Source organism: Thermasporomyces composti, from assembly GCF_003386795.1.
Lineage (GTDB): Bacteria > Actinomycetota > Actinomycetes > Propionibacteriales > Actinopolymorphaceae > Thermasporomyces > Thermasporomyces composti.
On the sequence record NZ_QTUC01000001.1, the window covers coordinates 984,908 to 1,010,254 of the forward strand.

At 70.4% G+C, this 25,347-nt stretch carries 24 protein-coding genes and 1 tRNA gene; 13 read left to right on the forward strand and 12 right to left on the reverse strand.

Translation table 11 applies throughout. The features are described 5' to 3' along the window. The first annotated feature begins 112 nt into the window (after nt 1-112). From aspS to rsgA, 6 genes are all read left to right on the forward strand, one after another. Nucleotides 113-1,423 carry an aspartate--tRNA(Asn) ligase gene (gene aspS / locus DFJ64_RS04255; protein WP_211310486.1) on the forward strand — a complete coding sequence of 437 codons (1,311 nt, stop codon included), beginning with the start codon at nt 113-115 and terminating at the stop codon, nt 1,421-1,423. Nucleotides 1,424-1,554: 131 nt separating this feature from the next. Next, on the forward strand, nt 1,555-2,256 hold the full coding sequence (locus DFJ64_RS04260) for a DoxX family protein (RefSeq protein WP_115849263.1): 702 nt from the start codon (nt 1,555-1,557) through the stop codon (nt 2,254-2,256). Between the two features lie 183 nt (nt 2,257-2,439). Next, nucleotides 2,440-2,982, forward strand: a complete 543-nt coding sequence (locus DFJ64_RS04265; RefSeq protein ID WP_115849264.1) for an MFS transporter — start codon at nt 2,440-2,442, stop codon at nt 2,980-2,982. 114 nt (nt 2,983-3,096) lie between these two features. Beyond that, complete coding sequence (locus tag DFJ64_RS04270) at nt 3,097-4,362, forward strand: serine hydrolase domain-containing protein (RefSeq protein ID WP_115849265.1); 1,266 nt, start codon at nt 3,097-3,099, stop codon at nt 4,360-4,362. 316 nt (nt 4,363-4,678) lie between these two features. Next, entirely contained in the window at nt 4,679-5,971 is a 1,293-nt protein-coding gene (aroA, locus tag DFJ64_RS04275; protein WP_115851813.1) for a 3-phosphoshikimate 1-carboxyvinyltransferase, read from the forward strand. Continuing rightward, entirely contained in the window at nt 5,968-7,014 is a 1,047-nt protein-coding gene (gene rsgA / locus DFJ64_RS04280; protein WP_115849266.1) for a ribosome small subunit-dependent GTPase A, read from the forward strand. The genes aroA and rsgA overlap by 4 nt, the downstream gene beginning before the upstream one ends. 94 nt (nt 7,015-7,108) lie before the next feature. Here rsgA and DFJ64_RS04285 read toward each other — a convergent pair whose 3' ends face one another. Then, a complete protein-coding gene (locus DFJ64_RS04285; protein ID WP_115849267.1) occupies nt 7,109-7,615 on the reverse strand; it encodes a DUF2231 domain-containing protein in 507 nt (168 codons plus the stop codon). A 104-nt stretch (nt 7,616-7,719) separates the two neighbouring features. Between DFJ64_RS04285 and hisN the strand changes: the two genes are divergently transcribed. Both hisN and DFJ64_RS04295 read left to right on the forward strand, forming a co-directional pair. Further along, nucleotides 7,720-8,508, forward strand: a complete 789-nt coding sequence (hisN, locus tag DFJ64_RS04290) for a histidinol-phosphatase (protein WP_115849268.1) — start codon at nt 7,720-7,722, stop codon at nt 8,506-8,508. A gap of 124 nt (nt 8,509-8,632) precedes the next feature. Then, entirely contained in the window at nt 8,633-9,064 is a 432-nt protein-coding gene (locus tag DFJ64_RS04295) for a CBS domain-containing protein (protein WP_115849269.1), read from the forward strand. 35 nt (nt 9,065-9,099) lie between these two features. On the opposite strand, the gene hutI is transcribed toward DFJ64_RS04295, so the two are convergent. Beyond that, the gene (gene hutI / locus DFJ64_RS04300; RefSeq protein WP_211310722.1) at nt 9,100-10,299 is read right to left on the reverse strand and encodes an imidazolonepropionase; all 1,200 of its coding nucleotides are present in this window, start codon (nt 10,297-10,299) and stop codon (nt 9,100-9,102) included. A gap of 205 nt (nt 10,300-10,504) precedes the next feature. On the opposite strand from hutI, the gene DFJ64_RS04305 reads away from it, so the two are divergent. Further along, the gene (locus tag DFJ64_RS04305; protein WP_115849271.1) at nt 10,505-11,539 is read left to right on the forward strand and encodes an ABC transporter substrate-binding protein; all 1,035 of its coding nucleotides are present in this window, start codon (nt 10,505-10,507) and stop codon (nt 11,537-11,539) included. 94 nt (nt 11,540-11,633) lie between these two features. Here DFJ64_RS04305 and DFJ64_RS04310 read toward each other — a convergent pair whose 3' ends face one another. The 6 genes from DFJ64_RS04310 to DFJ64_RS04335 form a co-directional block, all read right to left on the reverse strand. After that, nucleotides 11,634-13,325, reverse strand: a complete 1,692-nt coding sequence (locus DFJ64_RS04310; protein WP_115849272.1) for a DUF4855 domain-containing protein — start codon at nt 13,323-13,325, stop codon at nt 11,634-11,636. Between the two features lie 286 nt (nt 13,326-13,611). Then, nucleotides 13,612-13,685: transfer RNA gene (locus tag DFJ64_RS04315), tRNA-Met, on the reverse strand. Between the two features lie 163 nt (nt 13,686-13,848). Then, a complete protein-coding gene (locus DFJ64_RS04320; RefSeq protein ID WP_115849273.1) occupies nt 13,849-16,851 on the reverse strand; it encodes a UPF0182 family membrane protein in 3,003 nt (1,000 codons plus the stop codon). 125 nt (nt 16,852-16,976) lie between these two features. Beyond that, nucleotides 16,977-18,032 carry a YlbL family protein gene (locus DFJ64_RS04325; protein WP_115849274.1) on the reverse strand — a complete coding sequence of 352 codons (1,056 nt, stop codon included), beginning with the start codon at nt 18,030-18,032 and terminating at the stop codon, nt 16,977-16,979. Nucleotides 18,033-18,140: 108 nt separating this feature from the next. Next, nucleotides 18,141-18,605: a molybdenum cofactor biosynthesis protein MoaE gene (locus DFJ64_RS04330; protein WP_115849275.1), complete on the reverse strand. Its 465-nt coding sequence runs from the start codon at nt 18,603-18,605 to the stop codon at nt 18,141-18,143. Then, nucleotides 18,602-19,642: an NAD-dependent epimerase/dehydratase family protein gene (locus DFJ64_RS04335; protein ID WP_245940938.1), complete on the reverse strand. Its 1,041-nt coding sequence runs from the start codon at nt 19,640-19,642 to the stop codon at nt 18,602-18,604. Before DFJ64_RS04335 ends, DFJ64_RS04330 begins: the two co-directional genes overlap by 4 nt. A 223-nt stretch (nt 19,643-19,865) precedes the next feature. Here DFJ64_RS04335 and DFJ64_RS04340 point away from each other — a divergent pair, with 223 nt between their 5' ends. Further along, entirely contained in the window at nt 19,866-21,224 is a 1,359-nt protein-coding gene (locus DFJ64_RS04340; RefSeq protein WP_115849277.1) for a zinc-dependent metalloprotease, read from the forward strand. Nucleotides 21,225-21,237: 13 nt separating this feature from the next. Further along, complete coding sequence (locus DFJ64_RS04345) at nt 21,238-21,825, forward strand: NUDIX hydrolase (protein ID WP_245940939.1); 588 nt, start codon at nt 21,238-21,240, stop codon at nt 21,823-21,825. 30 nt (nt 21,826-21,855) lie between these two features. Here the strand turns inward: DFJ64_RS04345 and DFJ64_RS19355 are convergent, their stop codons facing one another. Next, nucleotides 21,856-22,029 carry a hypothetical protein gene (locus tag DFJ64_RS19355; protein WP_170152490.1) on the reverse strand — a complete coding sequence of 58 codons (174 nt, stop codon included), beginning with the start codon at nt 22,027-22,029 and terminating at the stop codon, nt 21,856-21,858. A 144-nt stretch (nt 22,030-22,173) separates the two neighbouring features. Between DFJ64_RS19355 and def the strand changes: the two genes are divergently transcribed. Then, the gene (def, locus tag DFJ64_RS04350; RefSeq protein WP_115851814.1) at nt 22,174-22,734 is read left to right on the forward strand and encodes a peptide deformylase; all 561 of its coding nucleotides are present in this window, start codon (nt 22,174-22,176) and stop codon (nt 22,732-22,734) included. 11 nt (nt 22,735-22,745) lie between these two features. Here the strand turns inward: def and DFJ64_RS04355 are convergent, their stop codons facing one another. The 3 genes from DFJ64_RS04355 to DFJ64_RS04365 form a co-directional block, all read right to left on the reverse strand. Further along, the gene (locus tag DFJ64_RS04355) at nt 22,746-23,423 is read right to left on the reverse strand and encodes an STAS domain-containing protein (protein WP_115849279.1); all 678 of its coding nucleotides are present in this window, start codon (nt 23,421-23,423) and stop codon (nt 22,746-22,748) included. Nucleotides 23,424-23,622: 199 nt separating this feature from the next. After that, nucleotides 23,623-24,054 (reverse strand): hypothetical protein, encoded by a 432-nt coding sequence (locus tag DFJ64_RS04360; RefSeq protein ID WP_115849280.1) that lies wholly within the window; start codon nt 24,052-24,054, stop codon nt 23,623-23,625. A 116-nt stretch (nt 24,055-24,170) separates the two neighbouring features. Further along, entirely contained in the window at nt 24,171-24,803 is a 633-nt protein-coding gene (locus DFJ64_RS04365; RefSeq protein WP_115849281.1) for a M48 metallopeptidase family protein, read from the reverse strand. 289 nt (nt 24,804-25,092) lie between these two features. Here DFJ64_RS04365 and DFJ64_RS19360 point away from each other — a divergent pair, with 289 nt between their 5' ends. After that, complete coding sequence (locus tag DFJ64_RS19360) at nt 25,093-25,251, forward strand: DUF5679 domain-containing protein (RefSeq protein WP_020575848.1); 159 nt, start codon at nt 25,093-25,095, stop codon at nt 25,249-25,251. Nucleotides 25,252-25,347: the final 96 nt, after the last annotated feature.

The following is a 25,347-nucleotide window of genomic DNA, read 5'->3' on the forward strand; positions in this document are numbered from 1 at the left end:
GCGGCGGCGAAGGTGTGGTGGCACCGCGAGTTCCCCCTCGCCCACACCCCAGGGGACGCAAGCAGGCAGGACGCCGATCCGGCGTCCCGACAGCCGTAGGAGGTGACCACCCGTGCAGCAATCCGTCGTGCGGTCGCTGGCGCGCACGCTCGCCGCCGAGCTCCCCTCCAGCGCCGACCGCGACGTACGCCTGCAGGGTTGGGTCCACCGCCGGCGGCGCCTCGCGTCCGTCACGTTCGTCGTGCTCCGTGACCGCACCGGTCTGGCGCAGGTGGTCGTTCGCGACCCGGACGTCGCCGCGCAGGTCGAGGAGATCGGCGAGGAGACCGTTGTCGAGGTGACCGGCCGCGCCGTGGCCAACCCTCAGGCACCAGGCGGGGTCGAGGTGGTCGATCCCGCCTTCCGGCTGCTCAGCCAGCCGGCGGCGACGCCCCCGATCGAGCTTTGGCGCCCGACCGTCAACGCCGGCCTGCCCACCCTGTTGGACCACGCGCCCGTCACCCTGCGACACCCGATGCTGCGGGCGCCGTTGGAAATCGCCGCTGCGGCGGTCGCGGGCTTCCGCGACACCCTCACCGGTCTCGGCTTCACCGAGATCCACACCCCCAAGCTCGTCGGGACCGCGACGGAGAGCGGGGCGAACGTCTTCCGCGTCGACTACTTCGGCCGGCCGGCCTACCTCGCCCAGTCGCCCCAGTTCTACAAGCAGGCGATGGTGGGCGTCTTCGAGCGGGTCTTCGAGGTCGGGCCGGTGTTCCGCGCGGAGCCGCACGACACCGTGCGTCACCTGGCCGAGTACGTCTCTCTCGACGCGGAGCTGGGGTTCATCGAGGACCACCGCGACGTGATGGCAGTGGTGTCGGCGGTCGCCCGCGGCATGGTGCGGGCCGTCCAGGAGCTGGCACCCGCGGCGTGCGAGCGTCTCGGGCTGACACCGCCCAGCGTCCCCGACGAGATCCCAGCGGTGCACTTCACCGACGCCTTGCGGATCGTGGACGCCCCGCCGGACGAGCCCGACCTCAACCCGGCGCACGAGCGGGCCCTCGGTGAGTGGGCGCGCGACGAGCACGGCAGCGACTTTCTGTTCGTCACGGGCTACCCGATGACCAAGCGCCCGTTCTACACGCACCCGCAGCCGGACGACCCGCGCTGGTCCAACTCGTTCGACCTCCTCTTCCGTGGCACGGAGTTGGTCACCGGAGGGCAGCGCCTTCACCGGTACGACGACTACGTCGCCGCCTTGCGCAGGCTTCACCAGCCCTTGGAGCCGTACGAGTCCTACCTGGAGACGTTCCGGTACGGCATGCCTCCGCACGGCGGGTTCGCGTTCGGCCTCGAACGATTCGTGGCACAGCTCGTCGGGGCGGACAACGTGCGGAAGGTCACGCTCTTCCCGCGTGACCTCCACCGGCTGACGCCCTGAGCAGCGGCTCGCCGATGTCGGCCGAGCTGGGCGCCAGTCCTCGGCTCTGTGCGACTGGTGCCCTGTCTCGGCTGGTGGGCGTCGGGGCGTTCCCAGGTTCGGGAGGGTCCGGGACGCGGTATGAAAGATCCATGGCGCTCGTCAGGACGTTGGCCCGGTCGATGCTCGCGGCAACCTTCGTCGTCCAGGGGGCGAAGGTCATCAAGAACCCCGACCCGCTCGTACCCAGCGCGAAGCCGGTGACCGACCAGGTGGTCCCCACCCTGAGGAGAGTCGCCCCGCCGCAGCTGGCGCAACGGATCCCCGAGGATCCGCGCCTGTGGGTCCGCGTCAACGCCGCTGTCCACGTCGCCGGAGGCTTGGCCCTCGCCACGGGTCGGTGCCGGCGGATCGGCGCCCTGGCCCTCGCCGCGTCGATGATCCCGACCACGGCCGCTGGCCACCCCTTCTGGGAGGAGGACGATCCCGCGCGACGCGCCAACCAACAGATCCACTTCCTGAAGAACCTCGGACTGCTCGGCGGGCTCCTGCTCGCCGCGCTCGACACCGAGGGCAGACCAGCGTGGTGGTGGCGCGCTCGGCACGGCGCCAAGGACGCCGCGCAGGTGTCGCGCCTGCTCGGGGGGAAAGCGCGCCGCGAGGCGCGGCTCGCCGCGCGGGCCGCGAGGAGGGAGGCCCGCCTCCAGGCGAGGATCGCCGCCCTGCAAGCTCGTGAGGCCGCGCGGACGCGTCGCGCCCATCGCCGCTCCCGCCGGGGAACGAAGAGCACGAACGTCGCGAGCGCGGCCGTGGCCAAGGTCCAACCGGCGCTGAGCAAGGTCACCGCGCGTTGACCGAAGTCACCCCCTTGGGGGCGACACCACGCGCTCCTCGACGTCGGTGGCCCGCTCCGCTGACGCCGTCGCGGACGCCGACACCGTCCGCGGGTCACCTGCGGCCACTTCCGGACACCGGACCGCTCTCGGCGGCGTCGCCCACACCACCCGCAGGTGTCGCACCCAAGGGGCGCTCCGCTCGTGGACGGCCGCATCACGGCGGTTCGACGCTCCGACCGACCGCTCGATGACCGTCTCGCCGGCCACACGACCGGAATCGTCGCGACGGTCGGAGGCCTCGCGGGCGCCTTGCTCGCGCCATGGCTGCAGCCTCGAGTGAAGCCGCAGCGTCTCATCACCGCGGCGCTGTGGACTGCCACCGGCCTGGTCACAGCCGCCGCCTTGACACCAGGGAACTACCTCACCGCCGCCCTCTTGGCGCTTGCCGTCGTTCCCTCACCCGCCATCAACGCAGGCCTGTTCGCCTACCAGATCGCCATCACACCGGACTCTATGCAAGGGCGCGTTGACAGCACGATCAGCCTGTTCGCGATGGGCCTCGCGCCGTTCGCGCCACTGCTCGGCGGCTTCCTTCTCGAACGAGTCGACGAGCTGTGGGCGTTCCTCGCCTTCGCTCTCGTCCTCGGGATCGCGGCTCTGATCGCTTCGGTCAGCAAGGGCATCCGGCGCATGCGTCCCCTCGACGAGGTCGGTGAGACAGTGACGGCCACCGCCTCCACCTGAGAGCGTCGCACCCTCCGTCTCCAGGACCGTCGAGGATCGTCCGCGCGGACGATCTCGCCGCGGCGCCCCTCCTGGCATGCTCCAAGCGATCACCCACTGCGAAGGAGGGACCTCATGCGCTTCATTAGGCGGCGCGGCGGGGTCGTGGCGTTGATCCTCGTCGCGACGATGCTGTCGGCCGGACCAGCCGTCGCCGCACCGCGCGGTCTGAGCCCTGGGACACACCAGGCTCGCACGGTCGAGAACAGCGTCGCAGACAAGCGTCTCGACGCCGCGCTCGACGCGGTCACAGTGGCCGGTATGCCGGGGGTTCTCGGCCGGGTGACAGACGGCCCCGACCGATGGAAAGGCGCCAGCGGAGTCGCTGACATCCACACCAAGCGACCGATGCGTCCCCACATGCGGTTCCGCATCGGCAGCATCACCAAGACGTTCGTCGCGACGGTCGTGCTGCAGCACGTCTCGGAGGGTCGCCTGGACCTGGACGCTCCGGTCGCCGACTACCTGCCGGGCCTACTCCCGGACGACCTCGGCGAGTCGGTGACGGTGCGGATGCTGCTCAACCACACGAGCGGGCTACCCGACTACGACACCGTGCTGTACCGCGAGATCACCGACATCGAGAAGTACCGGTTGGCGTTCTTCACACCGCGTCAGCTGGTCAAGCTGGCCCTCACCGATCCGCCCACGCCGCGCGGCCAGTTCGCGTACTCCAACACCAACTACATCCTCGCGGGCATGATCGTCGAACGGGTGAGCGGGCGAAGCATCCAGTCCGAAGTGACCCGCCGCATCATCCGACCGCTGCGGCTGAAGGACACCTCCTTCCCGAGGGTGTCCCCGTTCATCCCGGGGCCCCACCCAGCCAGCTACGTCCCGGCCGGACCGCCGGAGCGGCCACTGGTCGACTTCAGCGTCTACACCCCCACGGTGTTCGGCGCAGCCGGTGCGATGATCTCCTCCACGCGGGACCTGGAGCGGTTCTTCGACGAGCTGCTGTTCGGAAACCTGCTCGACAAGGACGCGTTGGCCGAGATGCAGACCACCGTGCCGACCGGCTCGGACGCCTTCGAGTACGGCCTCGGACTCATGAAGCTCGAGCTGTGCGGGACGTTCTGGGGGCACGACGGCGTCGTGTGGGGACAGACGGCACTCGCGCTCGCGAAGGCCGACACCGGGCGACACGTCAGCGTCGCCACCACCATGTCGCACTACGGGCCTGCTGGTGAACCCATCGACCAGGCACTCAGCAACTTCCTCCTGCTGGCCAGCTGTCCCGACGTGACCGTCTCGGCCGACGAGCCACCCGCGATCTGGCCGGGCGGCACCCCGAGGTGGGCTCCCCTGCCCTCGCTCACCCAGCCCTCGAACCGGCGGTAGCCCTGAGCGCTGTGGGTGTCTCGCTCGGCCTCCCGAGCGAGACACCCACGCGACGTCGCGTGCGCCCCGTCGTCCGTGGGTATGGAAGATGCGGACGGGGCAGCACGGAAGGAGCGGACCGGTTCGACAGCATCGATCGACGGCGAGGCCGCCGCAGCGTCCTGACCGGCTCCAGGCGGCGCCCGCCCCAGCGAGCCCTCGTCTCGTCCGACGTCGCCGCGACACCCCGCCGCCGAGGGTGGTGGCGAGCGTGCCGGTCGCCTGGAATCCACAGGCTCGGCTCGGCCCTCGCGGCGTCGGCTACGCTCTGCGGTCGATGGGAAGTCACACGCCGGACCTGTGGCCCGCGCCCCTCGCCTCCACCGCGGTGGACGCGGACCTTCGTGTGCCCGGGTCGAAGTCGATCACCAACCGTGCCCTCGTCCTCGCCGCCCTCGCCGACGGCCCGTCGACGATCCGTGGACCGCTGCGGGCCCGCGACACGCTCCTCATGGCGGCGGCGCTGCGCGCCCTGGGCGTGAGTGTCGAGGACGTGGACGATGACTGGTTGGTGACACCCGGCGCGCTTCGTGGACCGGCCAGTGTCGACTGCGGTCTGGCGGGCACGGTCGCGCGCTTCCTTCCCCCGGTCGCCGCCCTGGCTCGTGGCGCGGTCAGGTTCGACGGCGACGCGCGCATGCGAGAGCGGCCGATGGGTCCCCTGCTCGAGGCGCTGCGCGCCCTTGGCGCCACCATCGAGGACGACGGTCGCAACGCCCTGCCCTTCACTGTCCACGGCGCCGGCACCATGCCGGGCGGGAGCGTGGAGATCGACGCCTCGGCGTCCAGCCAGTTCGTCTCCGCTCTCCTCCTGGCGGGTGCCCACTACGACGACGGCGTGACCGTCGATCACGTCGGCGACCGCGTTCCCTCGATGCCCCACATCGAGATGACGGTCAGCATGCTGCGGGACCGAGGCGTCGACGTCGACACCGGTGAGCCGGCCACGTGGCGAGTCGCTCCCGGTCCCATCAAGGCCCTCGACGTCGCCGTCGAGCCCGATCTGTCGAACGCCGCCCCGTTCCTCGCCGCCGCGCTGGTCACCGGCGGACGAGTCCGCATCCTCGGCTGGCCGGACCAGACGTACCAGCCAGGCGCCCGGCTCCACGAGATCTTCACCGCGATGGGCGGTCATGTCCGACACGACAGTGAAGGACTGACCCTGCGTGGGCCGGAGGCGGTCCAAGGCGTCGACCTCGACCTGCACGATGTCGGGGAGCTGACGCCCGTCGTCGCCGCGGTCGCGGCACTCGCCACAGGACCCTCGCGCCTGCGCGGCGTCGCACACTTGCGGGGTCACGAGACCGACCGCCTCGCCGCGCTGGCCACCGAGCTGCGGCGACTCGGCAGTGACGTTCGAGAGAGCGCCGACGGCTTGGAGATCCGGCCGCGCCCGATGCACGGCGAGGTCTTCCGCACGTACGGGGACCATCGGATGGCGCACGCGGGTGCCGTGCTCGGCCTGGTCGTCCCCGGCGTGCAGATCGAGAACATCGCCACCACCACCAAGACGTTGCCCGACTTCGTGGGGATGTGGACGTCCATGCTCGGCCGGGAGGCAGCTGCGTGAGTCCAGGGCGCCGCAGGTTCGAGGTCGACGACCACGAGGCCTACGGCAGGCCCAAACGGCGCACCCGTCCACGCACGAAGCTCCGTCCGCGCTACGAGGACGCGGTCCGTGGAGTCGTGGTCGCCGTCGACCGGGGTCGCTACACCTGCCGGGTCGCCACGGATGGTGGGGACGCGACCACGGCGCCGCCCGCGGACGATGACGCTCGGTCCGTCGTCGCCGTTCGGGCGCGATCCCTGGGGCGCCACGCGATCGTCGTCGGCGATCGGGTCAGGCTCACTGGCGACGTCTCCGGGCGGCCGGGGACGCTGGCCCGCATCGTCGAAGTCGACGAGCGGACGACCGTGCTGCGCCGGACCGCGGATGACGACGATCCGGTCGAACGGGTCATCGTCGCCAACGCCGACCAACTGGTCATCGTCACGGCGTTGGCGGAACCACCGCCCAGACCAAGGCTCATCGACCGCTGCCTCGTCGCGGCGTACGACGCGGGCCTCGACCCTCTGCTGTGCCTCACCAAAGCCGATCTCGCGGCACCCGACGAGCTGCTGGAGATCTACCGCCCCCTCGGCGTGCCGTACGTGGTGACCCGGTACGACGACGACCTGGTGACGCCGTTACGCGACCGGCTCGCCGACCGCGTGAGCGTGCTCGTCGGCCATTCCGGGGTGGGCAAGTCGACCTTGGTCAACGCGTTGGTGCCGTCCGCTCAGCGGGCTACCGGCGAGGTGAGCGAGACGACCGGACGCGGTCGCCACACCTCGACCCAGGCGGTGATGCTGCCGCTGCCTTTCGGGGGCTGGATCGTCGACACCCCGGGAATCCGGTCGTTCGGGTTGGCCCACGTGGCGCCGGAGGACCTCATCCGCGCCTTCCCCGACCTCGAAGGGATCATCGAGGACTGTCCACGTGGCTGCACCCACGCCCGTACCGAGCCGGAGTGTGCGCTCGACGAGGCGGTGGCCGCCGGAACCGTCGACCCGGCCCGCCTCGACTCCTACCGGCGGCTGCTCGACTCCAGGGAGCGTCGGGCGGGCGACTGAGAGGCGGAGGACACGTCTGGACACCCGCCGTGTCGACGGTGCGGGAACGGCCCCGCGCGGGCCACGACGGGCGCGTCTCGTGGACGTCCCCGTGCTACTCGCTGAAGGTCCCCTCCCACACGGCGCGCGCACCGGAGTCGCCGGTTCGCACCACCTGGACGCCGGCCGTCACCGCGACCGCGACGAGGAGCACCGCCACCAGGACCTGGATCGGTCGCGCCGCGCCGCTCTGAGCCCGCGCCTCCACCGGGCTCCGCGCCAGCCGCTCGGACCCCTGGTACTCGCCGAGCACCAGCACCGCCAGGACCACCACGGCGGTCAACGCGACCAGCACCCACAACAGCAGGTCGCCGTTGTCCTTGTGGGCTCGGACGAAGTCGGGCTCGCCCAGATGGCGGAACAACGCCTCGCCGCTCTCGATCGCGACGTAACCGCTGACCAGGCTGATCACCGCGCCGGCCAGGAGCGGCCACCGCAGCGCTCGGCGCGATCGAGGGAGGACGGCGTACACCAACGCGGCGAGCACCGTCAGAGGCACCAGCACCACGACGGCGTGGATCACCAGGACGTGCAGGGGCAGTCCGAACGCCTGATCGAACACGCGCACCTCCTCCGTTGCTCACCTAGGACACGCACGCGAGCGACATGGGGTTCGATCAGCGGGTCGAAAGCCCTCGAGGCGATCGAGGTCGTTAGTTTTGGCCTATGGCCTCGACGCACACCGACGACCTGCGGCTCGCGCACCTCCTGGCCGATGATGCCGACTCGTTGACGACCAGCCGGTTCCGGGCCGCCGACCTTCGTGTCTCGACCAAGCGCGACGAGTCCCCGGTGAGCGACGCCGACACGGCGGTGGAAGAGGCCGTACGCCGTACGCTGAGTCGCGCCCGTCCCCGAGACAGCATCGAGGGGGAGGAACTCGGCAAGTCCGGCTGGGGCCCGCGCCGTTGGATCATCGACCCCATCGACGGCACGAAGAACTACGTGCGCGGAGTCCCCGTGTGGGCGACGCTCATCGCGCTGGCGATCGAGGAGGAGATCGTCGTGGGCGTGGTGTCGGCGCCCCAGCTCGGTCGGCGCTGGTGGGCGTCGCGAGGCGACGGTGCCTTCGCCGGTCGCAGCATCCGATCGGCACAGCCGTGTCGGGTCTCCTCCGTCGACTCGGTGTCCTCGGCCTTCCTCTCCTACTCCAGCCCCGACGGTTGGGTGAAGACCGGCCGTGGCAAGGGCTTCGGCCGCCTGCTGGAGGCCTGCGGGCGCACCCGGGGCTTCGGTGACTTCTGGTCCTACATGCTGCTCGCCGAGGGGCTGGTCGACATCGCGACCGAGCCCGAGCTGAACCTCCACGACATGGCCGCGCTCTCCGTCATCGTCGAGGAGGCCGGCGGCCGCTTCACGGACCTCGACGGTAAGCCCGGTCCTTACGGCGGCAACGCCCTCGCCACGAACGGCCTGCTCCACGACGAGGTGCTCGAGATCCTCAGCTCCCAGTGACTCGGATCCCCGATCCGTCACTTCTTGTGGTCGGAGGGATTCCGTTCGCGACCTCCCGGGTCTAGGCTGCGGTGCACGGACCCAGCCGGTGCTGGGTGCACCGGCGGACGAAGGGAGGCCGGTGATGCGGATCAGCGACGTACTTCGGCACAAAGGCGTCGAGGTCGTGACGGTCTCGCCCAGCACCCCGGTTCGTGACCTGCTGCGCATCCTGGCCCAGCACAACATCGGTGCGGCCGTGGTCAGCAGTGACCGGATGTCCATCGAGGGCATCGTGTCCGAGCGCGACATCGTCCGCCGACTCGTCGACGGCACCGGCATCCTGGACCAGCCGGTCGCCACGATCATGACGACCGACGTCCACACCTGCTCCCCCTCGGCCACGGTCGACGAGCTCATGCAGCTCATGACGGAGCGGCGGGTCCGGCACGTGCCGGTGGTGGTCGACGGTCGCCTCGCTGGGTTGGTCAGCATCGGCGACGTGGTGAAGACTCGGATCGGGGAGCTGGAGTTCGAGCGCGAGCAGCTCGCCAACTACATCGCTCACGCCGGCTGAGCCACCCTGAGCCGCCCCGGCGGCCGACACCTGCTCTAGCTGGGCCGCCCGTCCTTCCACACTGCGGCGGCGAGCGGCACACCAGGTCGGTAGGCCAGGTGGACGTAGGAAGGCGCGGCCAAGATCACGAAGTCCGCCCGGGCGCCAGGTCTCAGCACCCCGATGTCATCGCGACGCAGGGCGCGGGCGCCACCGGCGGTCGCGGCCCAGAGCGCCTCACCTGGCGTCATGCCCATCTCCCGCACCGCGAGGGCGACACAGAACGGCATGCTCGAGGTGAAGGAGGTCCCTGGGTTGCAGTCGGTCGCCAACGCGACCGTCACGCCCGCGTCGAGCAGCCGCCGAGCGTCTGGATACGGCGACCGCGTCGAGAACTCCGCGCCCGGCAGCAGGGTGGCCACCGTCTCGGAACCGGCCAGCGCCGCGACGTCCTCGTCACGGAGGTAGGTGCAGTGGTCCACCGAGGCCGCGCCGACCTCGACCGCGAGCTGGACGCCGGGACCGGGCCCGAGCTGGTTGCCGTGCAGCCGGGGTCGGAGGCCACGAGCCATCCCGGCGGCGAGGATCGCCCTGGACTCGTCGAGGTCGAAGGCGCCGCGGTCGCAGAACACGTCCACCCATCGGGCGTGCTTCGCGCAGACGTCCAGCATCTCGCGGCAGACCAAAGACACGTACTCGTCTCGACGGTCGGCGTACTCCGGCGGCACCACGTGGCCGCCGAGGTACGTCGTCTCCTCGGTGAGCGCCTCGGCGATGGCGAGACAACGGGCCTCGTCACGCGGCGTCAGACCGTAGCCGCTCTTGATCTCCACGGTGGTCGTCCCAGCCCGCCGCATCTCCCCGAGCAGGCGAAGCGCGGTCGCCTGCAGCTCCTCGTCGCTCGCGGCCCGCGTCGCTTGGATGGTGGTGGCGATCCCGCCCGTGGTGTACGGCGCCCGCCCGGCACCGGTCACCCGCCCTGACACCCGCGCCTCGACGGACATCCTGGCCTCGAACTCGGCCGCGCGGTCGCCGGCGAAGACCAGGTGGGTGTGGCTGTCGACGAATCCTGGGATGACGGCCTGGTTCGCCGCGTCGACCCGAACGTCGGCAGCCGGCGCCCGCCGCGCCGGCCCCACCCAGGCGATGTGGGCGCCCTCGACGACCAGCGCGGCGTCGGCGAGCTCCCCCAAGGGACCCCCGTGGGCCGGATCGTTGGTGACGAGGAGCCCGATCCGATCGACCAAGACGGCCACCATGCGGCGCATCCTCTCCCGGACCGGCGACCTCGTCCAGCGGTCGGCGTCGCTCGCCTCGGACGCGGGGGCGAGGAGCTGGCGTGTGGCGTAGACCATCCGTCAGGCCATTGCGGAACCCGGCGTGGAACTAGCTAAGGTTAGTCTCACCTAACTTTCCTACCGCCATGGCTGGCGCAGTCAGCCGTGCCTTGAGGAGTCGCGGATGTTCACCTCGCCGCCACAACGATCCACCCGCCTGTCCCGGCGCGGTCTGCTCGCCGGTGGGCTCGCGCTCGGAGTGAGCGCGGTGGCGGGATGTGGCTCGTCGACCGAGACACCGGGCCAACGACCGACGACCACGAAGACATCGGACAAGGCGTGGTCGTTCACCGACGACCGCGACACGACCGCGCGCGCCCCTCAGCGGCCGTCCAGGCTCGTGGCCCAAGCGAGCTCGGCGGCCGCTCTGTGGGACCTGGGGCTGCGACCGGTCGGCGTCTTCGGTGAGGCGGGGTCCAAGGAGCTGCTCGGCGATGTCGACGTCGACGCGGTCACCTGGGTCGGCAAGACGTGGGGCGAGTTCAACCTGGAGGCGTTCGCCGCGCTGCGGCCGGACCTGCTCGTGACGCCCATCCAGAACGCCGACGGCTCCCTGTGGTACGTCCCTCAGGAGCACGTCCGCGAGATCGAGTCCATCTGCCCGATCGTCGCCATCAGCTACGTCGAGAAGTCGGTCGCCGAGGTCATCGACCGGTACGTCGAGCTCGCGGAGTCGCTCGGCGTCGACGTCGCGGCCGAGTCCGTGACGTCCGCCCGGGAAGCCTTTCAGGCCGCCTCGACGAAGGTGTCCGAGGCCGCGCGCGCCAAGCCCGGCTTGCGGGTCGCGTTCCTCAGCGCCACCGACACCAACGTCTACATCGGCAACGCCGACGTCTTCTCCGACCTGCGCTACCTCCGCGAACTCGGCGTGCGCTTCGTCGAGCCTTCGGTGCCGGCCGAGGAGCCGCACTGGGAGGTGCTGTCGTGGGAGCAGGTGGACAAGTACCCGATCGACCTTCTTCTCTACGACTCCCGGAACGCGCGGTACTTCACCACCGGGCTCGACGACCACCCCACCTTGGCGAACCTGCCCGCCGTCAAGGCCGGGCAGATCGCCGCCTGGAACCCGGAGACTCCGACGAGCTGGAAGGCGTTCGCGCCAGCGCTGGAGCAGCTGGCCGACACCATCAGCAAGGCCCGTCCTGGCCTCGCGAGCTGACCCCGAGGGGGTGGACTCTGCGTCCACCCCCCGCCAACGGCCGTGTGCCCTCCCGGTCAGCCCGGCCCCCGGTTCGTCGTGACCGCCGTCGTCCTCAGCGTCGCGGCTGGTAGGTGCCTCGCACGAACTCGTGCAGCCACTCGTACAGCTGGCGCTGTCGCGGATCCTCGCTCACCGCCGCCTGGTACACCGTGTCGTTGCCCTGGTAGTAGGCCAGGAAAGCGTCGGTCATGAAGCCGTGGACCGCGCCGGCGTCGAGGTACTCGACGAACCGCTCCCGGAAGACGTCGTCGGTCAGCATGCGCTCGTCGAACTCGACCTCGACGCCCATGCCGTACTGCTGGGCGATGGCCGCGGCGTCCTCGAGCCGCTCGGCGCTCATCGTCTCGAAGAAGTAGTTGGGCTGGAACGCCGCCGCGTCGATGCCGACCTCCGACGCCATGTGGCTCTTGTACGCGAGGAAGTGCGGGATCCAGAACAGTGTGAGGTTCTTCCGGTGGACGATGTCGCTCACCCGGCGGAGCAGGTCCGGGCCTGCGGGGATGACGCTGATCTGTTCCTCCAGCCAGTACAGACCCACGAGCTCCAGGTGCGAGTACCTCGCCTCAGCCCAGGACTGCAGCACCTCGTCGACCCACCAGCGGACGATCTTCTCCCGGTTGGCGAGCGCCCGCTCGGGGCCGACGTCGGCGTCGCTGACGCTCTCCGGCACCCCGTCTCCGTCGACGTCGCCGAAGTCGGTGAGGACTTCGCCGGGGTTCGGGATCATCAGCACGACCTTTGTCCGGAGGCTCGGCTTGTCCAGGCTCTGGGCGACCCGCCTCGTCGCCTCGTCCAGCTGGGCTAGGTCGCCGTGCCGAGCGAAGGTCTTGGTCAGGTACCACCGCCAGTCGTCGATCGTGGCCTCACCGAGTGCGAAGTTCCGTCCGTTCGGAGCCCGCAAGCCCAGGTAGAGAACACCGTCGAAGAGGGTCTCCATGGGCTTGCCATGGGTGTCGACGTAGCTGAGGTACGGAACGATCCGGCTCGCCGTCCAGTCGCCCTTGCCGTGGTCGTAGTGGCCGTTGTAGAGGAGGACGAGGTCCTTGATGCCCGCTGTCCGCGGCCCAGGAGTGAGGTAGCCCGGCCGGTCGGGCTTCGGTGTCTTCGCCTGCGGCAGCTTGCCGTCGACGCCGTGGATCTCGACCTCGTCGAGGAGATGCCACGCCCAGGTGTGCACCGCGAAGGAGACCTTGACGTACCGGGCGTAGGCCATGGTGGCGTTCGGGTTGCCGCGCGGAAGGCCGTCCCGCTCCCCGTCCCAGACGTAGGTCTCGTCGCGCGGCGGCCCACTCCCCCACAACAGCTGCGTCGAGCGGTGTCCCAGCGTCGCCCACGAGCGACGGTCGTGGGAGACGGCGAACGAGACGGTGAGCGGGACGAGGACGGAGGAGGTCGGCCAGTCCTGGAGGAAGTGCGCCTGGATTCGTGAGATCGACTTGGGCGTACCGAGGTCGAAAACGACCTCACGGGTCTTGCCGACGCGATGGCCCACCCAGGCCGGGTCGGCGATGTCGAGCTCGCCGTACCGCCCGTCGGTGAGCTCCCTCCCCTCGTCGGGGTAGGTCGGGTCCGGCTCCTGCGACCAGGTGTAGTCGAGGCCCGCGGCGAGGTTCCGCGGCTCCGGCGGCACGGCCGCGGCCGGGACCCCCTGCGTGAGCGAGCCCGCCACGATCGCCGCCGTCGCCGCCACCACCGTGACACGTCGCCAGCGTCGAGACGACCAAGCCCGAGCGTGGCCGGGCATCTCTTCCTCCCGTCCGCCCGCGGAGCCCGGTCGAGCACCAGCTCGGCCGTCTGGCTCCCCATTGGTCTTTGCCAATTGGCGGACAACATAGCTGATCAACGAGGAGATACGTCCCGAAACGTCCGTAATCGGACACAGCCGAGAAAGACTAGGTCAGTACCACGAGGTGGATGAGGGGCGCAGGCCCCGCGCCTTCCCGTGCGCGGCCAGGATGGCCCGGCGAGACCCACAGAGTGATCGACGAAACGACGACGCCCCCGGGAGATCCCGGGGGCGTCGTCTCTCGTAGCGGGGGCGGGATTCGAACCCGCGACCTCTGGGTTATGAGCCCAGCGAGCTACCGAACTGCTCCACCCCGCGTCGCCGTCGATAAGGGTACGGGTGGAGCGCTCCGGATGCAAATCGAGATCGCCGGGTCGCCGGCCGGGCCGCTTGCCGTCCGTGGGCGGGAGGCAAGTGACGCTTGCGCGGTGGGGCGTCGACCCGACCGGCCGACCGCATTGAGCCTCCGGTTACCGAGAAGCTAGCCGGGTCGCGCGGCGGGTGTCGGGGTCGGCGTGGGCGTCGGTACCGGTGTGGGCGTCGGCGCCGGCGTCGGCTGCCCGGCTTGGCCGCTCTGCGCCTCGGCCCGGGCCGCTCGCTCGACAGCGGCCTCGGCTCGTTCCACCGCCTCGGCGTACCCGCGCAGGTCTCCCGCCTTCAGCGCCTCCTCCGCCTCCGCGAACGCGTCTCGGGCCTCCCGCAGCGCGTCCGCCACGATCGCCTCCGGAGACTGCTCGGTGGGCGGGGTCTCCTGGCCGCCGTCCTCGCCGGTCTCCGGCGGCGCCTCCTCGCCGGTGTCCGCGCCGGCGTTCCCCTCGAACACCATGTCGAGCGCGTCCTGCAAGGTCGGGCCCACGCCGATGCCGCCACCGAACGACGCGAGGACCAGTCGGAGCAGCGGGTACGACGCACCGGTGCCGCCCCGCTGGACGTAGACCGGTTGCACGTACAGCAGCCCGCCGCCCACTGGGAGCGTCAACAGGTTGCCCTTGACCGCGCGGCTCTCGCCGCGGGTCAACGGCAGCATCGCGTCGGCGATCCGGGTGTCGGAGTCGAGCTTGTTCGCGATCTGGCTCGGCCCGTCGATCTGGGTCTTCTCGTCGAGCTGGAGGACCCGGATCTTGCCGTAGTCAGACGAGCGCGCGTCGGCGTTGACGGCGACGAAGGCCGCCAGGTTCTCGCGGTTGTAGTAGATGTACGTCGACGTCAGCGAGAACACCGGCTCCGACTCGTTGGGCATCCGCACCGACAGGTAGTAGACCGGCTGCTTGATCGGCTGGCTCGCCGTGGGGTCGGCTGGGACCCGCCACCGCTCGGTGCCCTGGTAGAACGGCCCGGCCTCAGTGACGTGGTACTGGGCGAGCACCTCCCGCTGCACCTTCATCAGGTCCACCGGGTAGCGGACGTGGTCGAGCAGCTCCTCCGGCATCTTCGACTTCGGCTGCACCGTGCCGGGGAAGGCCTTCATCCACGTCTTGAGGATCGGGTCGGACTCGTCCCAGGCGTACAGCGAGACCGTGCCGTCGTAGGCGTCGACCGTCGCCTTCACCGAGTTGCGGATGTAGTTCAGGCGCTCGCTCGGCTGCCCGACGATCGCCGGTCGCGGCGTGAGAGAGGTGGAGGTGGCATCGCTCAAGAGCAGCCGCTGGGACAACGGGTAGTTGTCCGACATCGTGTAGCCGTCGATGATCCACTTGATCCGGCCGTCGACGATGGCCGGGTAGGGATCGGAGTCCAGGTCCAACCACGGCGCGACCTTCTGGACGCGCAGGCGCGGATTGCGGTCGTAGAGGATCTTGGACTCGCTGTTGATCCGCGACTGGTTGAGCAGGATGTTGAAGTCCTGGAACTTCATCGCGTAGAGCACCCGACGGCCGAACGAGCCGATGGGCACTCCACCCTTGCCCTTGTAGGTGTAGTGCGACCGGGCGCCACCACCACCGCCGGGCACGTCGAGCTCGACCGGCGGGGTGCCCTCCGGAGCACCGACGATCGAGTAGTCCGGCGACTTCTCCCCGTAGTAGATCCGCGGCTCGTAGCGACCGAGCTCGCCGCGCGACGGGATACCGCCCTCGATCCACTGAGGGCTGCCCTCGCTCGTGCGACGGTTCCCGAACGCGGCGACGAACCCGTAGCCGTGCGTGTAGACGGTGTGGTCGTTGTTCCAGTTGCGCTGGTCGGCGGGCACGCCGTCGATGTTCACCTCACGCACCGCGACCACGGCGTCGCGGATCTCACCGTCGACCTCGTACCGGTCGACGTCGAGCGCTTGGTCGTCCGTAGCGCCGAAGGTGTAGAAACCACGCACCTGTTGCAGCTGCTCGAAGGTCTCCCTCACCACCGACGGGTCGATGAGACGAACCCCCGGCAACGTCTCGGCGTCGTCGGCGAGCTGACCGCGGGTCGTGCTGGTCTTGGCCTCGTAGCGATCGACCTGGGCGTCCGCGATGCCGAACGCCTCCCGCGTCGCGTCGATGTGCCGCTGGATGTAGGGCGCCTCGCGGACCGGCTCGTTCGGGCGCACCTGCACCTGCTGCACGATCGCCGGCCACGCCCATCCCAGCAGCGCCGCGGACAGCACCAGCAGGCCGAGCCCGATGCCCGGCAGCAGCCAGGTCCGGCGGACGACATTGGCGAAGAACAGCAGCGCGCAGATCGCGGCGATGAACGTGAGGATCGTCTTGGCGGGGATGACGGCGTGCGCGTCGGTGTAGGTGATGCCAGTGAAGTCCTGGTTGGACAGCTGGTGCGACGCCACCACCAGGCCGTACCGGTCGAACCAGTAGGCGATGGCCTTGAGCAGCACGAAGAGCCCGACGAGCACGGACACGTGCGCCTGGGCGGCGTCGGACGCCTTCTGCCCAGGAGACTGCAGCCGGATCCCGCCGTAGAGGTAGTGCGTGGCCAGCGCCGCCACGAGCGACAGCAGGATGACCGCGAAGCCGAAGCTGATGAGGAAGCGGTACCAGGGATAGGAGAACAGGTAGAACGAGACGTCCAGACCGAACTGCGGGTCCTTCCGTCCGAACGGCGTCGCGTGCCACCACTGGAGGTACTCCTGCCAGCGTGCGGACGCGCTCGAGCCCGCGACGAGCGCGAGGAGCCCGGCGACCACACCGCCGATGAGCTTTCGGTGAGGGTCGACCACCTCTCGGTAGCGGTCCAGGGCCTGCTGCTCGTGCGTGATCGCCAGGTAGCGGGGACGCAGCCGGTAGGCGATCGCCATGTTGGCGAAGACCACGAGGCCCAGCACCAGGCCGAACACGGCGAACATGCCGACCCGGGTGAGCAGCCTGGTGGTGAAGACCGTCGAGTAGTCGATGGCCTGGAACCACAGGCGCTCGGTCCAGAAGTTGGCGAAGGTCCCGAACAACGCCGCGAGCACGAACAACACCACGACGGTGGGAACGAGCGCGCGGCTTCGAGCGGGCGGCCGCCCGTACGCACGTCGGAACGGATCGCGCGGAGCGGAGTAGCTACTCAAGGGTTCCTCGTTCCTACGGTCGGGACAGCGTTACCGACGCCGCGACCCGCCCGTGCGGACGGGCCGCCGGGTCCAGCATGGCTTCCTGGGGCACCGTAGCGAAAGGAGCCGCCATCGCGCCTCGCTCAACGGGCACAGGCCGGCACCTTCGCGTCGCGGTCCTTGGCCAGTCTCTCGAGTGCCTTGACAGCGCCGTCCAGCGTCTCCACTTTCACCAGCCGAATGCCGTCGACGTCGGCGGAGACGGCGTCGGCGCAGTTGGCCGCGGGTACCAAGAACGTCGTCGCCCCCTCCTCTCGCGCGCCGATGATCTTCTGCTGGATGCCGCCGATGGGTCCGATCGTGCCGTCCGGCTCGATCGTGCCAGTCCCAGCGATGTGCTGACCACCGGTGAGCGCCCCGGGCGTCAGCTTGTCGAAGATCGCCAGGGCGAACATCGCGCCGGCGCTCGGGCCGCCGATCTCCTGCCCCAAGTTCACGGTGACCTCGAACGGGAACTCGAAGCCGTTGTGCGGCGTGATCCCGACGAACGCGCGGTCGGGGTCATCGGGTGCGCGTGTGGTCGTGATGGTCACTTCCCGTGGCTCACCGTCCCGACGGATGGAGAACCGAACCTGCTCACCTGGGCGGTGTCGTCCCACCAGCTCGACCACCTGCTCACGGTCGGTGACACGAGTCCCGTCGACCGCGACGATCGTGTCCCCGGCCCTGAGCTTGCCGACCGCGGGGGTCTTCTCGACCACAGCCTGCACCTGGACGACGGGGGTGACACGCTCGCCCGCTTGGCGTAGCGCGGCGGCGATGGCCGTCTGCTGAGAGGTCTGCATCGCCTCGGCGTTCCGCTGCTCCACCTGCTGCGGCGTGGGGTCACCCGGGTAGAGGTAGTCGTACGGCACGATCGCGGTCTCCGGGTCGAGCCACCCCTTGAGCACGCTCACCAGGTCCAGCTTCTGGTCCGGACTGCTCACCGCGACCGTCGTGAGGTCCAGGCGCCCCGACGTCTTGTACACGCGATGACCGTCGATCTCGATGATCGGCTTGTGGTCCTCCGCCTCACCGAGGACGTTGGCCGTCGGGCCCGGGCTCATCGCGGCGTACGGAACGGGTACCAGCCACGCGACGCAGACAAGGGCGACGATCAGGACAGCGGTCAGCGTCATCGTGGCGGCACGGCGAGACATGCGGACAGGTTAGGTGACCAAGCCCGCCTGCCGCTGCCCAGGCTCCCACTCCGACAGCGCCCCACGACCTCGTGCGGCCGGAGCGACCAGCTCCCCGCCGCGTCGGAGTCAACCCTCGACCGGGGTGGGGTCGGCGCCGACGTCCACGCCCACCCACTCCGCGGAACCGTCGCTGAACCGCTGGTGCTTCCACAGCGGCACCGTCGCCTTGAGGTCGTCGATGAGCCGGCGACAGGCCGCGAACGCTTCCGCGCGGTGCGGGGCCGCGACCCCGACGACGACCGCGGTCTCCCCCACGGCGAGCTCCCCGACCCGGTGCACCGCGGCCACCGCGCACACCGGATACGCGGCGGCGACGGCCTCGGCCACCCGGCGCAGGGCGGGAACCGCGTTCGGATGCGCCTCGTACGCCAGGGTCTTCACCGCCCGACCGCCGTCGTCTTGGCGCACCGTCCCGATGAACAGGCACACGCCTCCCGCCCTGGGATCGGCGATGGCCGCCAGCACCTCGTCGACCGAGAGCGGCCCCTCCCGCACGTCGATCAACCGCACCGGATCGTCGGCTTGGCTCATGTCGTCCCTCGCGATCTCCTGCGCCGTGCCCGACGGACGACCGCGGCGGTCCCCAGCAGGGCGACCGTAGCGCCGGCCGCACCCAGAGTCGCGGTCTCACGCTTCCCGAACCGACGGCCGAGCGCGGCGTGCCGTCCCGCGACCTCGCGGGCGAGGACTTGGCAGGCGGTGACGTTGTCGTACGTGGGCCGCCATCCCGCGGCGCGCAGCTTCGCCGACGACACGACCCAGGGGTGGCTGACGTAGGCCAGGTCACTGGCCGGCGCCGGCGTGAGACCCAGGCGGTGGAGGCGTTCGGCCGCTCCCAGGGCCAGCCCTTCGGGGAGCTCCAGGCGAGGCAGGCCGATGAGCGACTCGACCTCCTCCTGCTCGAGGTAGCCCTCGCAGCCGACCGTGACCGCGCCCTCGACCTTGCCCAGCACCGCCCACACCAGAGCCGACACCAGGTCGTCAACGTGGCAGAACTGCCAGTGCGGGCGACTACCACGGATCACCAGCAGTCGGGCGGCCTCGAAGTGACGGGTGAGGAAGGTGTCGATACCCGGGCCCACGAGCATGGCGGGCCGCACCACCGTCACCGACAGTCCGGGGTGAGCCCGCGGTGCCCGCCGGGCCAGCCACTCGATCTCCAAGAGGTCGGCGACGACACCCTCCGGTCGGGCGCGCAGCGGCGCGTCCTCGTCCAACGGCACGGGGTTGTCCGGCGCCGCGCCGTAGACCATCGCGCTCGTGGCGATGACCACCCGAGGGACTCCGGCTGCCGCCGACGCCGTGAGGATGGTCTGCGCAGCTCGGACATTGCGCTCGGATCGGCGTCGAGGCTCGCTGTCGGGCGAGACGTCCAGATCGAGGTGGACGACCACATCGCACCGCGCGATCCGCTGGGCGACCGAGGTGTCGCGAACGTCGACAATCCGCCACTCGACACCGTCGACGTCACCACGGCGCTCGTCGATGCCGATGACCCTGGTGACCTCGGGGTTCTCGACGAGCTGGGCGGCCACCGCCCGGCCCACGCCCGAGGCGGCGCCGGTCACGGCCACGACGAGACCGCCGCGTCGCCGGCGGCCGGTGACAGACCGACGGATCGTGCGTCGGCGCGTACGAACGCGGGTGGGTTCGTCGTTCAGTGGAAGACTCCCGGGCTAGGTTGGACAGTATGAACTGGCGGCTACGGACGCCCGTGGTGCGCATCGTGGAACCTTCCACGCGCATCCCCGGACGCACGCAGCTTCCTCACATCCTGCCGGAGGTTCAACCGTGAGCAACGACGAGCCCGGCGTCGGGCGCGAAGGCGAAGAGCCGTCGAAGCGCCCTCCCGGCGACCACGACAACCCGTTCGCCGGGTTCGATCTCGCCGCCATCTTCGGACAGCTGCAGAGCATGTTCTCCTGGCGTGGCGGCCCGATCAACTGGGACCTCGCGAGGGAGACCGCACGGCACACGATCCGAGCGGCCGGCGACGCGTCCCTCACCCAGGAGGAGCGCGACCGCGTCGACGAGACCGTCCGCCTCGCCGAGTACTGGCTCGACGAGGCGACGACACTGCCCGCCGCGTCGGCTGGCGGGGCGCTGGCCTGGAACCGGGCGGAGTGGTTCGAGGGAACGCTGCCGGCCTGGAAGCGGCTGGTCGAACCGCTCGCCAAGCACGTCGTCAACGCCATGGAGAAGGCGCTCCCCGAGCAGGCCGGCCCGATGGGGCAACAGCTCACCGGTGTGCTCACCCAAGTCGGCGGGATGATGTTCGGAGCCCAAGTCGGGCAGGGCCTCGGCCACCTCGCGTCCGAGGTGTTCGGGGGGACGGACGTCGGGCTTCCGCTGGGACCGACCGGCCGGCCCGTGATCCTCCCGGCCAATGTCGCCGCCTTCAGCGAAGGGCTCGGTGTTCCGACGGCAGAGGTCCTCCTCTACGTCACCTTGCGCGAGTGCGCCCACCAGCGGCTCTTCCACCACGCGCCGTGGTTGTCGGCGCACCTGTTCTCCGCTGTCGAGGAGTACGCCCGGGGGATGCACGTCGACATCGCCAAGCTGGAGGACATCGCCGGGCGCATCGACATGACGAACCCCGAGGCTCTGCAAGAGGCGCTGGGGAGCGGCCTTCTCGAACCGGAGGAGACCCCACGCCAGAAGGCCGCGCTGAGTCGGCTGGAGACCGCCCTGGCTCTCGTCGAGGGCTGGGTCGACGAGGTGGTCACCCTCGCGGCGGCGCCGCGCATGCCGTCCGCGGCTGCCCTGCGCGAGGCCGTGCGTCGTCGGCGGGCGGAAGGCGGCCCAGCCGAGCAGACCTTCGGCACGTTGGTGGGACTCGAGCTGCGTCCCCGCCGGATGCGTGACGCCGCGACCCTGTGGGCGAACCTGCGCGAGGCGCGAGGTCTTGCGGGACGAGACGCCCTGTGGGCCCACCCCGACCTGCTGCCGTCCGCGGAGGACCTGGACGACCCCGCCGGTTTCGCACAACGAGCGAGCACGCCTGACGACCTCCACCTCACCGACCTGGGCTTCGGCCACGGGACCGACGCGGAGGACCAGGACGATTCCGCCGGCGGCGCCGAGGACGACGCCGATGGACCCGAGGGCGGCGGAGGCGACCAAGGCGACTCGCCGGGGCCTTCCGCGTGAGGGGACTGGCCGCGTGAGCCTGCACGCCTCGGCGGTCGCGACGCTGACCGCGTGGAGGGCACCCGACACTGATCAGGAAGCGCTCCGACGCGACTTCCTCGGCCACCTCGCCCGTCACCCCGACGGCGTCTGGCGGACGTGCCGACCTGCTCACCTGACCGCGAGCGCGATTGTCGTCGACCCCACGGGAACGCTGACCCTGCTGGTCCTGCACGGCCGGATCGGACTCTGGGTGCAGCCGGGCGGACACTGCGAACCAGGTGACACGTCGATCGCCGGGGTCGCCGCACGGGAGGTGAGCGAGGAGACCGGCCTCCTCGACGTCGCGGTCAGCCTCACGCCCCTCCTGCTCTCCCGGCACCGCGCGCCTTGCGGCGCCGAGAGCCACCTGGACGTGCAGTACGTCGCCGTCGCCCCCGCTGATGCCACGCCCGTGGCAAGCGCGGAGTCACACGACGTCCGGTGGTTCCCCGTCGCCGACCTCCCGCGTGACCTCGCCTCCGGAGTCGCCAGCGGAGTGGCCTCCGCGGTGGCGGCGCTCCGCCGCGGACTCCCAGACCTTGCCGAGGCAGGCGCCGCGTTCCCAGCCCGGACGGCCTGAGCGGAGGATGACCGTCACCCGGGCTTGACCTCACAGGGCGATGACGAGGGCGGCGACCACCACGGCCACGGCGACGACAGCCACGACAGCCACGACGACTCGACGGTTGTCCGAGCCGACCGGCTGGGCCCCGTCCTCGACGAACTTCTTGAACATGGCGGTGTTGGCACCGGGGTCTTCGTCGCTCCTGTTCACGTCCGACATGGGGCAGAACCCTACCCGGCTGATCCGACCAGGCGTCTCGCCAGAGCGCGATACCGAGGCAGGCGCCGACGGGTCGGGAACGCCCACTACGGTGATCCTTGCAACGACGGGTTCGCCGTGGTGGTACAGACGAAGGGAGTGAGCGTGGGCACCCTGCCGAGCGGGGGTACCGTCCGGCCGATCACACGCTGGGGTGAGCCGGTCATGCACCGCCCGTGCCGTCCGGTCGAGTCGTTCGACGACGAGCTCGCCCGCCTGGTCGCCGACATGACCGCGACGATGGAGGCCGCAGACGGGGTGGGCCTGGCCGCCAACCAGATCGGGGTGGACCTGCGCGTCTTCGTCTTCCGCTGCGCCGACGCCGACGGAGAGGTCCACGAGGGCGTGGTGTGCAACCCCACGCTCGAGTTGCCCACGGGCGACGACCGGAGGCTGGACGAGTCGGAGGAGGGCTGCCTGTCACTGCCCGGCGCCTACGCCCCCTGCCCCCGTCCGGACGTCGCTCGCGTCCGGGGGTTCGACCTCCACGGCAAGCCGATCGAGATCGAGGGCACCGGCATGCTGGCGCGCTGCCTGCAGCATGAGACGGACCACCTCAACGGCACGGTCTTCGCGGACCGCATCGCCAAGCGGGTCCGTCGACAGCTGTTCGCCGACGCCGAAGCGGTGGCGGACAAGTACGGGCCGACCTGGCCCGCGGACTGAGCGTCCCCGGGTCAGTCTCTCCCCGGCTCGGCTGGCCAGCCGGAGGGCGGTGGCAGAGGAACCACCCGGCGATGGAGCTGGGCCACGACGTCACGGGTGACGACCGCTGGACCGGCCAGGTCCTCGTAGGCCGCCAGCAGCGCTGTCTGCAAGCTCGGCCACACCGCGCCCGTCCCCAGCCGGTCGACCACGCCGTTGCGGCGGAGCCGATCGAACACCTCCCGAGGGAGCGCTCCCACGTACAGGCGTATGCCGCGAGCCCGCAGTCGAAAGTAGATCTCCAGCAAGGCGTCGCAGGCGTCGTCGTCGATGTCTTCGCTCTCCTCCAGGTCGAGCACCACGCGAGCGGGGGACGGCTCCGCATTCGCGACGTGGGAGAGCACCGCGTCGACGAGGGCCGTCGTCGTCCGGTGGTCGAGGGCGAACGTCGGTTGCAGGCAGAGCAGGTCCCGCTCGATGAGACCGACACCGGCGGGACGAACCGAGCGACGACGCCGTGACCTGGCGCGCGGGGCGCTTCGGGGCGGTTCGGACTCCGGGAGGGACTCGGCCGGTGGCTTCTCGCGCGGGGTGGGAAGGAGCCGGAGGCTCGGGCGCCACGTCGTCGCCTGTCGAGGTGCGACCCTTCGGGCCAGCGAAAAGACGTCGTCCAGAAGCATCGCGTCCCCCGGCACGTAGGTCCCCCACACGGCTTCTCCACTCAGTGTCGATAGACCCGGCCGCGTCGTCCTCACCTTCTCCGGATGAAGGTCTGACGCCTCGGGATGTAGGTCTGACGCGCCGATCAACCAGTGGGATCCCTGGCGATGGAGGCGTGACGTGGCCACGGCCTGGCCGCTTCAGGACACGCGGGCACAGGGGTGGGGGCCAGCCGGTCGAGCGCTGCGCTCAGCCTCCGGAGCGCCGGCCGGACGGATGCAGCTGTGCGGCGACGTACGGCCCGACCAGGTCCGCGCAGGCTCGGCGCGGTGCGGCGACCTCGACGATGGCGCCGTCATCGAGTCGCAGGCGCAAGAGGAGCGGGCAGGGTCCCAGGCGGCGAACTCCTGGCGGAGCGTCCTCCAGGTCCTCCGCGAAACGGCAAGCCAAGAGCAGGACTCGGCTCAAGAACAGACCACGGTAGACAACGAGGACGTCGTGGACCCATATCGCGTAGTGGAGCCGACGGGACCAGCGTTGCGATAGGGAGTCCAAGCCCCACGAGGGTGTCCTCAGGCGGCACCGGAACACTCCTGACGCCGTCACGATGCGTCGTCGTCGCCGCGCGATGAGCACCACCAGACCCACCACAACGACGGCACAGACGACGACCCATGCCATCACCGACACCTCCCCTGCGCGCGGCCCTCCCACCGGTCAGCGTCGAGGAGACCGCGACCGGAGACCACGTCCGCAGGGGATGAAAAGAGCTCGGCTAGCGGGTGGATCGTGGCCCGTCAGCCGCTCCGCGGCGACCCGTCGGCCGTCTCCGCACCGTCGGGCTCGTCGTCGCACTCGGAGAGCGGAAGGCTGGCGGCCGCCGCCACCCCCTCCAGGTAGCCGCGCGCCCGGTCGGCATGCGGATACCGTCGCACCAGCTCCCAGAAGCGGGGGGTGTGTCCAGGTTCGATCAGGTGCGCGAGCTCGTGCACTAGAACGTAGTCGACGACCCACGTGGGCATACCCCGGAGCCGCGAGGACAGCCGGACGGTCCGGTCACTCGGAGTACACGAACCCCACCGCGATCCCTGGTTGAACACCCAACGCACACTGGCGGGCGCCTCGACCTCGCCGAGGTAGCGACGACACAGGAGGCGGGCACGGCTCATCAGCTCCGCGTCACTGGGGCGCCGCCGTCGCTCCTGGGCCGCCAGGCGCTCGAGCATGACGTCGACCCACTGCCGTTCCTCGTCCTTGCTCATCCGGGCTGGGAGCAAGACCACCACCCGATCACCGTCGCGGTACGCGCTGACGGTGCGCCGGCGCCGTCGACTCCGTCGGACTTCGACCTGGCCCACGTCGATCTGCGCCCGTGCCGTGACCGGGCTCGGGTGCGCCTCGCTCCTCCGCCGGGGGGCCGGGTTCGCCATTCCAGAAACGTACCGTCAGACCTGGCCTGAGGTCTCGTCTCCGATCCGTTCCATCACGGATTGTCCACAATCAGCGTCGGACGAGGACCCCGATCACCGAGGGCTATGACGCGGAGTAGTCAGGGACCGTCACACTCGGGCATCAAAGGTTCGCGCCTTGGGCAGGACGTGGCCATGGGAGGTGTCGCGTGCTCAGTACTGACCCGCGCTGGCATAAGGTGACCCAAGATCGGGCGGCCCGCGCGGGCCAGCCCTGCCCCGGACCCCATCACAGCCGAGGAGGGCCGTCATGGCGGAGACCTACACAGGCGAGTTCTACTGCGTGAAGTGCAAGGCCAAGCGCAACGCGACCGGCGAGATCAAGGTGAACGACAAGGGCACGCGCATGGCGAAGGCGACGTGCCCGGAGTGCGGCACCAACCTCAACCGGATCCTGGGCAAGGCCTGACATCCGACCGCGTGCCGAAGGGGCGGCCGAGCCGAGGCCGCCCGCTTTGGTCGGTCCGCGCGGGTGACGACCCGCCGCGTGGACGCTTCCGCTCAG

Coding starts and splice junctions, on each gene's coding strand:
- DFJ64_RS04325 (WP_115849274.1), bottom strand. CDS start 18,032: ATGTCTCGCCGTGCCGCCACGATGACGCTGACCGCTGTCCTGATCGTC.
- DFJ64_RS04360 (WP_115849280.1), bottom strand. CDS start 24,054: ATGGCATGGGTCGTCGTCTGTGCCGTCGTTGTGGTGGGTCTGGTGGTG.
- DFJ64_RS04310 (WP_115849272.1), bottom strand. CDS start 13,325: ATGCCCGGCCACGCTCGGGCTTGGTCGTCTCGACGCTGGCGACGTGTC.
- DFJ64_RS04260 (WP_115849263.1), top strand. CDS start 1,555: ATGGCGCTCGTCAGGACGTTGGCCCGGTCGATGCTCGCGGCAACCTTC.
- DFJ64_RS19355 (WP_170152490.1), bottom strand. CDS start 22,029: ATGTCGGACGTGAACAGGAGCGACGAAGACCCCGGTGCCAACACCGCC.
- DFJ64_RS04295 (WP_115849269.1), top strand. CDS start 8,633: ATGCGGATCAGCGACGTACTTCGGCACAAAGGCGTCGAGGTCGTGACG.
- DFJ64_RS19360 (WP_020575848.1), top strand. CDS start 25,093: ATGGCGGAGACCTACACAGGCGAGTTCTACTGCGTGAAGTGCAAGGCC.
- DFJ64_RS04270 (WP_115849265.1), top strand. CDS start 3,097: ATGCGCTTCATTAGGCGGCGCGGCGGGGTCGTGGCGTTGATCCTCGTC.
- DFJ64_RS04365 (WP_115849281.1), bottom strand. CDS start 24,803: ATGGCGAACCCGGCCCCCCGGCGGAGGAGCGAGGCGCACCCGAGCCCG.
- DFJ64_RS04305 (WP_115849271.1), top strand. CDS start 10,505: ATGTTCACCTCGCCGCCACAACGATCCACCCGCCTGTCCCGGCGCGGT.
- aroA (WP_115851813.1), top strand. CDS start 4,679: ATGGGAAGTCACACGCCGGACCTGTGGCCCGCGCCCCTCGCCTCCACC.
- DFJ64_RS04330 (WP_115849275.1), bottom strand. CDS start 18,605: ATGAGCCAAGCCGACGATCCGGTGCGGTTGATCGACGTGCGGGAGGGG.
- hisN (WP_115849268.1), top strand. CDS start 7,720: ATGGCCTCGACGCACACCGACGACCTGCGGCTCGCGCACCTCCTGGCC.